The sequence below is a fragment of the Candidatus Omnitrophota bacterium genome (assembly GCA_016929445.1).
Taxonomy (GTDB): Bacteria; Omnitrophota; Gorgyraeia; order JAFGIU01; family JAFGIU01; genus JAFGIU01.
Window position 1 is genome coordinate 1 of the sequence record JAFGIU010000070.1, and the last position, 13,435, is coordinate 13,435.

The window sequence follows — 13,435 nt, forward strand, 5'->3', positions numbered from 1 at the left end:
CCACACCCGTGAAGTCGTACAGGGAGCCCGCAATGGTCCACTGGCCGGACTCATGCTGGCTGATCATTTGGCCGATATCGCTATAGGTGAATGTCGTGGTCTTGCCCATACCGGTGTAGTCGTACACTGACCCGCCGACAGTCCACATACCGGACTCATGCTGCCCCACCATCTGGCCCACGTTGTTGTAGGAGAAGGTCGTGGTGCGGCCCGGGCCGCTCGAAAAGTCATAAACCGTGCCTGCAATTTTCCAGACGCCCGACTCATGCTGGGAAAGCATCTGCCCCACATCGTTGTAGGAGAATGTTGTGTACTTGCCCGCCCCTGAGAAATCATTGAGCTGGCCGCCGACCATCCACGTCCCCACCTCGCGCTGGCCGATCATCTGGCCCAACTCGTTGTACTCGAAATACGTGGTCTTGCCGGTAAGCGATTGGCCCCCGGAAGTCTCGCCTGCGAGCTGGGTCTGTTCTCCGCCGATCGAGTACGTGGCGGGCGCCGCAACATTTTCGTCTTGCTCCGGAGCTACTCCACGGCCGAATCCGCCCGGCGGTTCATGAAAATCGCTCACCGCATCGATAATGGTCTGACTCGTGGCCGCGTCAATGATCGTCTGCGCCAGCCCCTCATCCGCGTTGCGAACAGCCTCCTGGCGGTCTGCTGCAGCCGGGACCAATCCATCTTCAGTCCACTGGTGCAGGACTCCGCCCTGCATAATCCCGCCGCTGGTGTACTGCACATCCACTTGGCCGGTGTACTGGTTGTACTCGTAATCAGTAACAACCCCGTCCTCCAGATATTCGATATCCGTTCCGGCCCGCTCATAAGCCCCGGTCACGGTCTCGGTCACCACTTGGGCCTTGTTGTTATATATATAAGAGGTAGACGTCCCCTCTTCCTGCATGTCCACAAGCTCACCCGCCTCGGTCCAAAGCCCTTCCTCATCCTGGCGGGCAACCCGGGCAAACTCATCGTAAGTAAAGCTGCGGAGACGGCCCAGGGCCCGGTGGTCAATCTCGCGATCCCCCACCTTCCAGAGACCGCCGGTGCGATCCGCGGCCAAACGGCCGTACCGGTCATAGGAATAGGCATGGGTCTCCGTGCCGACCTCATTGCCGTTAGCGGTGATACGATCCTTATCAATGGAATCAAAGGTGAGCTGATCCGTATCCCGGTCATAGGTGTAATGGTGGACATCTGTCGAGGATACATAGCTGAGCATATTCTCGTCATTGATTAGAGTCGGCTGGGTCGAAATCACGGTTTCAGTCACAGCCCGGTCAGTCTGATTGGGATCATCGCTGTAACCAAAGAACCGGGACTCCATGCTCGTCACATAGTCCAGCTCCACACCCCCCGGAGTCTCCCGGGCCAGGGTGGGCCGGGTCGTGGCTGAGGAAATTTCTCCGATGCGGCCCAGCAAATCATAGTTGAAGAGGCGTTCGATAAAGCGCTCGATCCCGTCCTGCCCGATGATCTCCGAGAGTTCTTTGGCAACCAGACCCAAGTCGTCATAAGAACGCACCGTGTGGTCAAAGGTCGTTGTCGAGTCCGGATTAACGTGGAACCGGAAGGTCTCCGCCTCCCGGCCGAACTCATCGTAATAACTCGTTGTCTGATCCAAGGCCTCGGTCCCATCGGCATTTTGAGTTTCAACCACCGAGCTGACGACCTGGCCCAAAGTATTCATAACCTCTTCGGTGTGCTGCTCGGTCACAATACCCGCACGATCCGTGGAGGTCACATCACGCCGTGACCGGCGCACATTATTGAAGGTGTCCACTTCATACTGCACGCGGCTCAGACTCTCCGCGCCCATGAAGTCCGTGACCTTTTGCTCAAAGCTGAGCAGATTGCTCACGTCGTCATACTCGCCTGCGGTCCACTCCACCAGGGTCGTCCGGCCCACATGGTCCGTAACTTCTTGCTTATAGGAAGTCAACTGCTCAAAAAGGTTGAACTGGCGGTCAAAGGTACGGGTTGTGCGCCGGTAATCCAGGCTGCGCTCTGTTGCGCGGATTGTGGCAAGGCCTTCGCCGATAAGCTGGCCTATGGGCCTGTCCAAAGAGCTGGCAATACGCTCCAGGCTCATCCGGTCAGTCCGGTGCCCCTGCCAGTAGTACTCGTTTTGCTCCACACTTCCGGTAATATGCTCGTTGGTGGTCATGGCCACAATGTGATCCGGCCTTCCCGCATCCTTGTTGTCTACCACCTCGTCCAGGTGTGTGACGCTGCGTGTCACAACCCCGGGTGCCGCACTGCTGGTAATCAGCTCTTCCCATTCAATGGCTGTAGCGCCTTCGTACTCTGTACGGATCCGCTCGCGTGTCGTGGAGGTGCGCACATTTGAAGAGACCGTCTGGATATTGGAGATCACACCAAGGGACACCAGATCATCCTCACTCATACCCTCAAAGGCCGGGCCCAAAATCTCGGACATCAGATCCATGGAATAGGAGCGGCCTTGGTAGTCGAAATACGTGGTATCTGTCTTGCCGACAAAGGTCACCGTCTCGGTGAACTTGCGCAGATGCTTGTCCGTGTAACCACCCTCCGGGGCCTTCCAGTCGGTGGTTGTGACATTCCCAAGAGCATCGGTCACTTCCATCCGGTACTCTGCCAATCCCTTAAAGGCCTCGACATCACTCTCCGGGTTGCTGTCGCCATAGTAGATCGATCCATCGGTGTACCGGCCGCTCCACCTGACATGAGAGACATTGCCGTGGGAGTCCGTGATATCAGCCTCGTACCCGATCATCATCTTTTCGTCGTACTTCATGTTGTAGGTGTTCTTTACAGCCACTGAACCGTCAAAGCTGTAAATCTTCTCGCCTTCAATCTTGAAGGTCTCTCCGGCATAGCTAAAGGACTTCATGCCGTCGTCATACAGGGTGTAGGTTTCGGCCGCAGGCGCAGCGAGGTTGGCCGCTTCGCTGACTTCCCGCTCAATTGCCGATTCAATCTGGTTCATGAGTTCCTGACTGGTCGCAAGTCCGGAGTCGAGCATTTGTCTCTGGTGTTCGATCTCTGAAATCATGTGATCGACTTCGCGCCGCTCCATCATGCGTTCTTGCTGGCGCCGCTCCATTTCTTCCTGCTCGATGAGCGGGAGGTAGTTGGAGTCTTCATAGGCTCGACTCGGTTTATCCACGTAGGGCCCTTGCTGAGCCCAGCTAAAATCGATTTGGGTAAAGACGAAGATCTGGCACATCAAGATCGAGAGCGCCTTGACCCATGGTTTTGATCTGAAGTCTCTCATGGCTACACCCGTATTGTTTTGGCATCCCCAGCCGCGTCTAAACTGCGGCCAAGCGGCATGGAGAGGCCCGGTTCAGTGAAAAACACAATCGTCGTAAACGCAAAAAAGACCTGTTCCCCAGGCGCGGATCCCGCCGCGCCGGTAAACAGGCCGATAATCTCTTGTTTTCTGCTGCTTTGCTTTTCTGGAATTTCCGGGATTTGAAGGGATCTGGGAGAAGAGAGGGGGGAAACGCGGCTGCCTGCGGCAGCCAATATTGTCTCTCCATCCGGCTCCTTCCGCCCCTTCCGTGTGCGGCGGAATGCATCGCGGTGCATCTCATGGTGCCCTGCAACGGCAATTCGAGCCGCTTGCTCCAGGCTCCGGTCCGTGCTAACGCTCTCGGCAATCTCCCCTGCAGCCACATAATGCACCCACGGAACGACAGGCGCACCTCCAGGCGCAACCTGCAAATGCAACGTGGTATCTGCGCTCACCATACTGCGCAGCAAGTCCTCCAGCTCCCCGGTTTTTCCCTGGAGAGTAGCTTCGGCGTGCTCTTCTTCGTCATCCTCAGGCCGGCTAAACGCGTCAATGCTGTAATCGTACAAGACAAAGGCCACGCCCTCGTCGTCGTAAAGAACAAAAAATCCGGAATGGTAGTCAAAATCAATGCGAGGCTCTTCGGAAGATTCGTCAGCAGGCTTTTGGCCGGAGTCTCCCAAACCATTCAGACGAATCTCCTGCAGCCCCTTGAGAAGTTGATCCGCCAGCTTTTGGCTGCTGGCCAGATCAGCCGGGGCCATGGCCTGAGATTCGCGAATACGTTCCATCATGCGCATGATGTGATTCTGGCGCAGCTGAATTAAATCCTTGAGAGGCATATTTTCGCCGCCGCTCACCCCAAAGCGCGTACCCGCCCTTTCCTGGGCTTCCTGGGCAACAGCCAACTGAAGCGGCGCAGCATAAGCGCAGTTCACCTGCCCCAGGATCAGCGTCATAAACAAAAACCCTAGGAGGCCTCTGGCCCATGTGCGCTCTCGAAGGTTCCCGGTCATCGATTCACCCGCTTCGGCTGAAATCGCAAGGCAGCAGACAGAACCGCCCCTATGTACCCTCTTATGGGTATAGAAACGGCTTTGGTATAAGTCCTGTAGCCTTTTTGCACTCATTCCTCCGGTCTATCAATCCAGCCAAAAGATCTCTAATAGGAGTTCAGAATATTTTAAATTCCATTAACAAGGGTGTCTAAAAACCCTTGTTAATTGCTTCAAATATAGCCTCATTTGTACACGATGTCAAGCCCTAAGAGGCTTAATAAAAGGTACTTTACGTACATAATACTTGTTCCATAACCTATTCATACGACCATTAATTAAGGACACAATTAAAAATGCTTTTGCCCGCACAAATCAACATATTTTCGATTTTCCCGATTGATGATACGGTTTGGTTTTGCTCCATGAGGTAAAATGAAGCGCTGTATCCACAGAAGCTCAAAGCCCGATCACCCCCGAATTCCCATCGCTTCAAGAACGTCTACCCACAAATATGCCTTCCAATAGGACACGGGTCAAGCGCACGCAACAAAATGAATCTTTGCAGACTAATACCCGAGTCTATATCTCATTTAATTAAAAGATATTAGGACTGTGATACGGTTTGGATTCTTTAGTACTAAGGGGTATGATGTGGCATGGCGCTGTGTACGTGTCTAAAAAATGGCAGCCCCACGGGGAATCGAACCCCGGTTTCATGGCTGAGAACCATGCGTCCTAGGCCACTAGACGATGGGGCCACACCAAAGCATTACAGCACAAAATGATATGGTATACTTGACGTTAACATTCGGTACTGAACTTGTCAACCTTATGGCATACCATAAGTTGAGAACCTTGGGCACTGGTTGAACAAGAGCAAGAGCGATGCCAATCCGCACTGGAATAGGAGTCAGCCGACTCCCTGAATCCTATCAGGCCGGGCGCGAGGCAGCCCGCATAGCGCTGTCTCAGAGCTCATCGGAAGATTCTACCTTATTACTGGTCTTTTCGTCAGCTCGTTATTCTCCGGAGGCTCTTCTCAGGGGAATCCGGACCATCACCCGAAGCGGAATCCTGGTGGGCTGCACCACAGCCGGAGAAATCACCTCCCAAGGCCCTTCCCACAAATCCGTGGTGGTCGTTGCCATCACAAATCCGGATATGGCCTACGGTGTGGGCCTGGGACAGAATATCAGCCATAATGCCCGGGCCGCAGGGTATGAGGCCGGCCGGGAGGCCAAACTCATGCTGGACCAGCGCTTTAAGGGTTCACATCCCCTGCGCCGTCACTTTCTTCTCATGCTCTCGGAAGGATTAAAGGGCAACTGTGCGGAAACAGTCCGCGGGCTCCAGAATGTCATGGGAAACAGTTTCCCGATTGTCGGGGGTTCAGCCGGAGATGACCTGCACTTTGTTCAAACCCATCAGTTCCTGGAAGACAAGGTACTCAGTGATTCCGTCGTGTGTCTTCTGGTCGCGGGAAACATCTCGGTGGGAATCGGCGCCCGGCACGGATGGAAACCCCTGGGCAAACCCAAAACTGTGACCCAGTCTTCCAGCAATACAATCGAAAAGATCGATGACCGGCCCGCGGTTTCCGTCTATGACGACTATTTTGGAGACAAGGCTCGTGAACTCCGCAGCCAGTCGCTCACCCGGATGGCTTTGCTTTATCCCCTGGGCCTTTCCGTTCCGGATGAAACCGAGTACCTGGTCCGTAACGCCATGCGGGTTCAGGCCAACGGCGCAGTGGTCTGCGGGGCAGAAGTGCCCCAGGGATCGGAGGTCCGCCTGATGATGGGGACTAAGACCTCGGCAATTACCGCAGCCCGGCAGGCTGCCCAGGAAGCAAAGAAGAATCTTGGAAAGGCCAGCCCCAAGCTGGCCCTGATCTTTGAATCAGCGTCAAGGCACCAACTCCTTGGACGCAGAGCTGAAGAAGAACTGGAGATTGTCCAAAAGGTTATCGGCGCTGGCGTGCCATTGGCCGGATTCTATACTTATGGGGAACAGGCCCCACTCAAGGCAATACGCCATATGGGCCAAACGCACTTCCACAACGAATCCATCGTTGTGGTGCTGCTGGGGGAATGACCGTGGATGAAGCCAAATCCGTTCTGGACTGGATCCTGGAAAATACCGTCTTTCTGATGGGCCTCCTGGCCTTTGTTTCCGTACTTGCCGCCACCCTAAGCGCTAAGGCCCGTGAAAGAGCTTCGGGGGAATTGCATCGCTTGCAAGCCTCTTATGACGAACTCGACGACCAGGCCAAAATCCTGGCCCAAACCGACCTTGAACTCAACCGAATTCAAGAGGAGCTCGACAAAAAAGTAAACGGCCTCGCAACCCTCCACGAAGTGGGCACTTTTATGAGCCGGACCTTTGATGTGGAAAAACTCTTCGACCACATTACCGAACCTCTTATTGCCCAACTCGGCTTTGACCGCGGGGTGATCCTGCTCAAACCCGAGGAAGGCCCCAACTACGAGTGCAAGAGAGTCTTGGGCTATACGGATGAGGAGCTCAAAACCCTTCTCAAGATCCTGCAAAGCGAGGAATTTAGTCAAGTCATTCCCGGACTCAAGCAGCCTTTTCTCTGCGAAAATCCCAAGAAGGCAGAGGCCTGGAAGCAAGCGCTGGCGAGCGCCCTGGGCTGCACAAAATACCTTTCGGTCCCCGTCAAGGTGCAAGAAGAAACGGTGGGGGCCGTACTCCTGGGAAACGAATCTGTCATGGCCCAAATCACTGCCGGGGACCTCGAGACCATTTCAGTATTGGCCAGCCAGATCGCCGGGGGCATTGAAAACTCCAGGCTTTACTCCGAGATTTGGAAATCTCACCGGGATTTGGAGCGCCGCGTCCAGCAGAGAACCCAGGAACTCGCCCAGGCAAATGAGAAACTCATCAATATCAATCGAATGAAATCCGATTTTGTCTCCGCCGTTTCTCACGAGTTACGCACTCCCCTGACCTCGATTAAGGGCTACGCGAGTATCCTAATCTCCGGACGCATGGGCAATGTCGACGAAAAGGTTAAAGAGAGATTACAAAAAATCGATAAGCATTCCAACAGCCTGGTGAGGATGATCAACGACATGTTGGATATTTCCCGCATCGAATCCGGCAAGGTGGAAATGGCCTTGAATCCTACTAATCTGCTCGACATAATACATGAAGCCGCAGATATCGTGAGGCCGCAGGTCCGGGAGACCAACCTGGAGCTTGAGGTCTCGACTCCTGACTCCCTTCCCGAAATTCTGGCCGACAGCCAGCAGATGGAAAGGGTTTTCATGAACCTGCTTTCAAATGCCATAAAGTACACTCCTTCAAAGGGTTATGTACGGATTACGGCGAAAGAAAAGGAAGACTGCGTCCAAGTCGCGATCAGCGACACCGGAGTGGGCATTTCCGCCGAGGAATTGCCCCGGGTCTTTCAGGAGTTCTACAAAGCAAGTAATGAAATCGTAAACCCAACCCAGCAAAGTACCGGGTTAGGGCTGTCTTTGGTTAAGCACATCGTAGATGCACACGGCGGGGAAATCTGGGTGGAGAGCGAGCTCGGCAAGGGCACTGCCTTCCACTTCACAATCCCCAAAGCAAAAGCTCAGGAAGAAACCCATGTCTCATAAGATCCTTGTTGTTGACGATGAACCGGATATCCGGGAAATCATTCGGGAGTTCTTGGAAGAAGAGGGCTATGAAGTGCTGGAAGCAGGAAACGGGGATGAAGCCATCGAATTGGCCCACAGCGCAAAACCCACCTTGATTACCTTAGATGTGATGATGCCCGGAAGGGACGGGATTGAAGTCTGCGAGCTCCTGAAGCAAGACCCGGAGACTGAACATATCCCGATCATTATCCTCTCGGTCTTTGCAGACAAGACAGAGGTTATCGACGGGATTGCCGACCGCCTGAGCAAACCCTTTGAAAGAGACAACCTGATCCAGAGTGTGCGCAATGCGCTGGCATCGCCAAGACCCGGATCTCAGACACCTACGCGGGTGCTCGTCGTTGACGACGACCCCGGAATTGTAGACCTCATCACCACTTGGCTGGAAGAGTTTGACTTTGTGACCGAAAAGGCCGGGGACGGGGCTGAAGGTCTGGACAAAATGCTCAGCTTCAAACCCGATATCGTCATCCTCGATATCAAAATGCCCCGAGTCAACGGATTTGAGGTGATCAAACGCATGAAATCCGATCACCGCACCAGTGACGTGCCGATCATCCTGTTGTCCAGCATGACCGGCGAGGAAAATGTCCAATTAGGGCTGCGCCTGGGCGCCACAAAGTTCCTGCCCAAGCCATTTGAACCTGAAGCTCTGCTGACCCACATTCGAGCTGTCCTGGGTCACGCGCTCGGCGAGGCGGGTGAGTAATGCATAGCCGGATACTGATTGTCGACGACGACGAAGACATCCTGGATGTGCTCCGGATCACGCTGGAATCCGAGGACTATGAAGTCCACTCTGCAATGGACGGCGAAGAGGCGTTGGAAAGTATCCGCCGCAGACCGCCGGACCTGGCGATTCTGGATTACAATATCCCCAAAATCAACGGCATTGAACTCTGCCGCCTTCTAAAGCAGGACCTCCTGCTGCGGCACATGCCCGTTATCATGCTCACGGGCAAAAAAGAACTCGCGGACAAAGTTACAGGCATCGATGCCGGCGCGGACGATTACATCATCAAACCCTTCGAACAGGTGGAGCTGCTGGCACGCGTGCGTATGATTCTCAGGCGCACCGGAGCGGCCCTGGACGCCAATCCCCTGACCCGGCTTCCCGGCAATGCCTCTATTTTTAACGAGATTGAAGCCCGGATCGCCTCCAAACAGCACTTTGCGGTTTGTTACGCTGATTTGGACAACTTCAAGGCTTTTAATGATCAGTATGGATTTGAACGGGGAGATGAAATGATTCGCCATACAGCCCGGACAATCGTAAAGGCCGTAAATGACAAAGGAACAAGCGCTGACTTTATCGGGCATATTGGAGGGGATGATTTTGTGGTCGTCACACATCCGGATCGTGTGCAGCCGATTTGCAGGCAAATCATCGCGGAATTCGAACCCTCAGCCCATCAGCTCTACCGCGCCGAAGACCGGGAACGCGGCTATATCCAGGGGGCTGACCGGAAGGGACAGGAACGCCGCTTCCCGCTGATTTCCCTCTCCATCGGAGTGGTCACTAACCAAAACCGGCCTATCACACATATCGGCGAGGTCGGCGAGATCGGGGCAGATCTCAAGAAGTACGCCAAGACCAAAGAAGGATCGGTCTATGTGACCGACCAACGCCAGGACGAGGAGTTTTCTGACTAGAAGGTATACGGCACCCGGATATCCCAGGTCACGTCCGGGGCATCATCCGTCAGGCCGGCTGTCACGCCTAAATCCATGGACATATTCTCAGTCAGCGAGTGGGTGACCCCCACTTTAAGCGTCGCGCTGCTGAGCTGGCTATTGGGGAGACTCCGGCCGTCCTGTTTGGATTCAAAGGTAAAAGCCTGGCTCACCGCAAAGCTCAGGGCCGATCTGTAGCTCAAGGCCACAGAAGCGCCCAGGGCAAATTCCACGGTATCCCCCGGCTCCAAGGTATTCACTGTGGGGGAGTTCACATCCACATCCCCGTTGTAGGTGTAGCCAATCTTGCCGAAGAACACCATCGGGTCATCAGTCTTAACAAAAAGCAGCCCTGTGCGGCCCGACCAGCCACCTGTTCCCGTGGAGACCTGTCCCGGTTCAAAGGTGAATTTACCCGTGTCGGACTTTGCGCCCACATTGAAGATCAGGCCGGGCCGGCCCACGCTCTCACTCATCAGCTGATAGGACAGAGAGGCTTCAATATCACCGATATCACTGGCACTGGAAGTTTCCTCCGTCCCGTCCCCGGTACTGTTCCGCTGCCACTGGAAACGATACGGAATGCGGACATCTGCCTGGGTGCGCTGAGTCAGGCCCCGGCGAATAGTCAACGAAGGGATCAGAATATCGCGGCGGATCTTCTCGCTCTGGGTAATCGCAAACAGAGTAACCTCAGGAATCCCCGCAATACTCAAGCCGATCACGTTCAGGTTATTGGAAACAATATTCGCATAGGTCAGCGAAGGCTCGATCTGCCAGCGCCCGGGGGCCAGCAGAAGGCTGCCCCCCTGCACCATGGCCACATCCAAGGCCTCATCGCCTTCGGATTCTGCCTGCGGCTCCTCAAAAAGGCCCTCCTGCGCGTGCAGGCCCGGCACATAAGTTCCTACACCTAAAAGCATTACTAGAGAAAGCGCCCCCGCAGTCCTCGTTATTGTCCGCCAGTGTTTCATTGTCTGTCTCCCGTTCCTCTGTGTGCGCTCATAAAACAAGGCTACCAATATACCAGAACAAGGCTCCGGTGTCTGATATCGAATTATGCCAGTTTGTGATAAAATACTTAACTATTTATAATTAAATAGGTTAGAACTCCGAAAAGGAGACGTAATTGCTGAGCTGGTTTTCGGTAATTGCCTGCCCCGCCACAATATCCTGGGGCATCAGCGACTCCTCTTTACCGATCGCGAGCGGATACCTTCCGCCTTCCTCTCCGTCCTCAGATGGGCGCTGCACAACCAGGCCGACACCTTTCCAAATCTTGCCCAGTTGTGAGAGGAGCATGCTGCGGTTCCCCAAGGCGGGGTCCGCGAGGTAGGCGCGGTTGCCTTTGGCACCGCGAAACACCACAAAGTGATCGTAGTTCTTCACGCGTATGGGAATAATCACCGGTTTGCCCAATTCCAGGAGCCCCTCCAGATCCATCCGGTAGCCGGCCGCCTCAAAACCCTTATTCTGGGCAAACACCTTCAAATCCAAAAGCGAGAATCCGTGACGCTCCTCAATGAGCGCCCAGCGCTCTTCGCTCAAATTATCCAGTAAGTACTCAATCACTTCGGCTTCAGACACGTCCTCGCCCAGGTAAAAAGTCAGCAAGGTGGCCAAAGAGGCCGGACCACAACTGTAGTCGATTCCCTGCTGCACAATATTGCGGTTTCGCATCTCCCGGTAGTTCTTCACCTTCACGTTCATGCGCATCCCGCCAAAACCTATGTTCATCGCATAGCCGGGAAGGGCCATACTGAAAGATATCAAGAGGCCGATTGTGGTGATCAACAATCTCTTCATTGCGACTCCGTGATATGTGTCAAACTTCAAAAAGCGAGGCACGAGTGACGCGCCCGGTATCCCGGAGGACACCACGCGCGTTCACTCGTAACTCACTTATTTGCAATGCGTTATATCTCTACTCAGAAGTGAGAATCTTCAAATCCAACACGTTGATGTTGGTGGAATTCCCAGACTGACTATCGATATTGATATAAACATTCAGCAAGACAGGGACCACACTGTCAACAGCTGTCACGCTGACCAAACCGCTGAACCCATTCTGCGATCCGCTGATATTCACGGAATTCACAACCTGTGAATAGCTCTCGGGCACTGCGACCTGTACTGCAGTCGCGGACGGACTTCTCGGACTCGTAGGAGTCGCCGGAGTGCTCGGAGTCACAGGTGTGGCCGGCGCAGTCGGTGTCGAAGGCGTCGCGGGGACGGCCGGAGACACTGGCTGTGCGGGAGCCACAGGTGAAGACGGAAGTGACGGAGAAAGCGGAACAGCCGGTGAGACTGTCCCGGAGTTCTCCAACACTTCTCCCCCAACCACCGTGGCCACGACCTGAGGAACAACTGCCTCTTGGGCTGCGGCCGGTATTACCGGTGATGTGGGACTGAATGGCTCATCTGGTGCAGATGGAGCCGTCGGCGCTGTCGGCACCCCAACGGAAGCGGGCGCCTGTGGCAGGCTAGGTGTCCCCGGACTTTCGGGTTTCCCCGGAGCCAAGGGACTTGCGGGGACGATGGGGGCCGACAACGCTTCAGGCACAAGCGGTTTAGATGGAGCGTTCGGCAGCATGACAATGGGCTCGATAACAATGTCAAAAGCCAAGCCCTTGGCATGAATACCGTCCATCACTGAATCGGTCAGTTCCTGTCGTTTGGCTTCCGCGCTGACCGGCGGCATTGCCAAGGTCAGTGCGAGAGCCGCGCAGACAAGCTGCCAACCCATGCGTTTTTGCCTTTGCTGAAATTTTCGAGATTTGGATGTCATTGCTATCCTTATCTGATCCAAAAGGCTGGGAGAGGGCACAAGGCCCTCTCCCCGCGGGTTGGTTTAGAGACTGCTTGGATTGCTGTTAACCACTGCTTGGTTCAACTGCGTGGTGGAAGTAGCGCCAGCCTTGACGTTGGCCGTGATATTGGTCTGAATCAAGTTGGTGCTGTCCACTGAAGTCACCTTGTTCACCACACGGAGCTCATTCTGCGAGTTCGAGATGGTCAAGGTGTTGTTCTTGTCGTTCCGGCGCTTGGAGCTCATTTCAAGACGCTTCTGAAGCTCTTCGCGGAAGGTGTCCAGGGTGCTCTTGTCCACAACCGTGTTCTTGGTGGACTCGACATCCGTCTTCTCCTCAGCCGATTCCTGCTCATTGGCATCGGTGGTCGTGGTCTCGACACCGTCGATCACATCTTCGGTCTCTGTCTTTTCATTGAGAACGGACTCAGTCTTGGCGGACTCTGCATCGTCCGTACCCTTCTGAGCCTCATCCAGTGCGGAGGCCTGCTCCTCAGTGCTGGCAGAGCTGGACTTGGCCGTGTGGTCCTCAGTGGACTGGCTGGCCGAGTCATCCACGCTATCCGTGGTCTCGTTGTAGGTTGAGGAATCAGTCATCTCTGAAGACTGCTCTGCCGAATGATCATCGTTGATGATGTCTTCGGTAGAGGCTTCGCTGCTGCTGGCACTCTGCTCATCCAGATCATAATCGGAGGAGGCAGCTTGCTCTTGGCTGGCAGCCTCAGAGGAGGTCTGCTTTGCGCTTGAAGCAACGTCTTCGGTGTCATTCTGGGTGCTGTTATCCGTGAACAGGCTGTACTCAGCGGAATCCGCTGCTGAAGCATCACTCGCGGACTCTTCAAAGTCCTTATCCTGAGACCATGCTGAAGAACTGCTCTGCTCAGCAGAATCATTGGATGTGGCGTGCTGCTCGTAGTCCTTGTTCTGATCGTAATCAGCGCTGGCGCTCGCATTGGCGTTATCCGTCGTGGCATCGCTGGAAGCGAAGGCTGCCTCTTCGGAA

The 13,435-nt window shown here is 54.6% G+C and carries 12 protein-coding genes and 1 tRNA gene; 6 read left to right on the forward strand and 7 right to left on the reverse strand.

Annotated features, from left to right (window positions below; translation table 11 throughout):
* The 3 genes from JW937_06180 to JW937_06190 form a co-directional block, all read right to left on the reverse strand.
* Positions 1–3,259: hypothetical protein (locus JW937_06180; protein MBN1586997.1), on the reverse strand; the 3,259-nt coding region annotated here is incomplete at its 3' end.
* Between the two features lie 2 nt (positions 3,260–3,261).
* Positions 3,262–4,239, reverse strand: a complete 978-nt coding sequence (locus tag JW937_06185) for a hypothetical protein (protein ID MBN1586998.1) — start codon at positions 4,237–4,239, stop codon at positions 3,262–3,264.
* Positions 4,240–4,960: 721 nt separating this feature from the next.
* A tRNA-Glu gene (locus JW937_06190) sits at positions 4,961–5,036 on the reverse strand.
* A 127-nt stretch (positions 5,037–5,163) separates the two neighbouring features.
* Between JW937_06190 and JW937_06195 the strand changes: the two genes are divergently transcribed.
* Genes JW937_06195 through JW937_06210 form a run of 4 tightly spaced genes read left to right on the forward strand, consistent with a single transcriptional unit; the run spans position 5,164 to position 9,602 of the window.
* Positions 5,164–6,372, forward strand: a complete 1,209-nt coding sequence (locus JW937_06195; protein MBN1586999.1) for an FIST C-terminal domain-containing protein — start codon at positions 5,164–5,166, stop codon at positions 6,370–6,372.
* Positions 6,373–6,374: 2 nt separating this feature from the next.
* Entirely contained in the window at positions 6,375–7,907 is a 1,533-nt protein-coding gene (locus tag JW937_06200) for a GAF domain-containing sensor histidine kinase (protein ID MBN1587000.1), read from the forward strand.
* Positions 7,897–8,658: a response regulator gene (locus tag JW937_06205; protein MBN1587001.1), complete on the forward strand. Its 762-nt coding sequence runs from the start codon at positions 7,897–7,899 to the stop codon at positions 8,656–8,658. Before JW937_06200 ends, JW937_06205 begins: the two co-directional genes overlap by 11 nt.
* Positions 8,658–9,602, forward strand: coding sequence for a response regulator (locus JW937_06210; GenBank protein ID MBN1587002.1), 945 nt, complete (start codon positions 8,658–8,660; stop codon positions 9,600–9,602). Before JW937_06205 ends, JW937_06210 begins: the two co-directional genes overlap by 1 nt.
* Here JW937_06210 and JW937_06215 read toward each other — a convergent pair.
* The 3 genes from JW937_06215 to JW937_06225 form a co-directional block, all read right to left on the reverse strand.
* The gene (locus tag JW937_06215) at positions 9,599–10,597 is read right to left on the reverse strand and encodes a transporter (GenBank protein ID MBN1587003.1); all 999 of its coding nucleotides are present in this window, start codon (positions 10,595–10,597) and stop codon (positions 9,599–9,601) included. The genes JW937_06210 and JW937_06215 overlap by 4 nt on opposite strands.
* Before the next feature lie 130 nt (positions 10,598–10,727).
* The gene (locus tag JW937_06220) at positions 10,728–11,429 is read right to left on the reverse strand and encodes a C39 family peptidase (protein MBN1587004.1); all 702 of its coding nucleotides are present in this window, start codon (positions 11,427–11,429) and stop codon (positions 10,728–10,730) included.
* Between the two features lie 118 nt (positions 11,430–11,547).
* Positions 11,548–11,745 (reverse strand): hypothetical protein, encoded by a 198-nt coding sequence (locus tag JW937_06225; GenBank protein ID MBN1587005.1) that lies wholly within the window; start codon positions 11,743–11,745, stop codon positions 11,548–11,550.
* 55 nt (positions 11,746–11,800) lie between these two features.
* On the opposite strand from JW937_06225, the gene JW937_06230 reads away from it, so the two are divergent.
* Together JW937_06230 and JW937_06235 are read left to right on the forward strand one after the other, a co-directional pair.
* Positions 11,801–11,983, forward strand: a complete 183-nt coding sequence (locus JW937_06230) for a hypothetical protein (GenBank protein ID MBN1587006.1) — start codon at positions 11,801–11,803, stop codon at positions 11,981–11,983.
* A 42-nt stretch (positions 11,984–12,025) separates the two neighbouring features.
* The gene (locus JW937_06235; GenBank protein MBN1587007.1) at positions 12,026–12,262 is read left to right on the forward strand and encodes a hypothetical protein; all 237 of its coding nucleotides are present in this window, start codon (positions 12,026–12,028) and stop codon (positions 12,260–12,262) included.
* Between the two features lie 212 nt (positions 12,263–12,474).
* Here JW937_06235 and JW937_06240 read toward each other — a convergent pair.
* Positions 12,475–13,435: hypothetical protein (locus JW937_06240; GenBank protein MBN1587008.1), on the reverse strand; the 961-nt coding region annotated here is incomplete at its 5' end.

What these genes read in the sequence shown, in the direction of transcription:
- JW937_06220 (MBN1587004.1), bottom strand. Translation starts at nt 11,429, where the DNA reads ATGAAGAGATTGTTGATCACCACAATCGGCCTCTTGATATCTTTCAGT.
- JW937_06195 (MBN1586999.1), top strand. Translation starts at nt 5,164, where the DNA reads ATGCCAATCCGCACTGGAATAGGAGTCAGCCGACTCCCTGAATCCTAT.
- JW937_06215 (MBN1587003.1), bottom strand. Translation starts at nt 10,597, where the DNA reads ATGAAACACTGGCGGACAATAACGAGGACTGCGGGGGCGCTTTCTCTA.
- JW937_06205 (MBN1587001.1), top strand. Translation starts at nt 7,897, where the DNA reads ATGTCTCATAAGATCCTTGTTGTTGACGATGAACCGGATATCCGGGAA.
- JW937_06210 (MBN1587002.1), top strand. Translation starts at nt 8,658, where the DNA reads ATGCATAGCCGGATACTGATTGTCGACGACGACGAAGACATCCTGGAT.
- JW937_06185 (MBN1586998.1), bottom strand. Translation starts at nt 4,239, where the DNA reads ATGACGCTGATCCTGGGGCAGGTGAACTGCGCTTATGCTGCGCCGCTT.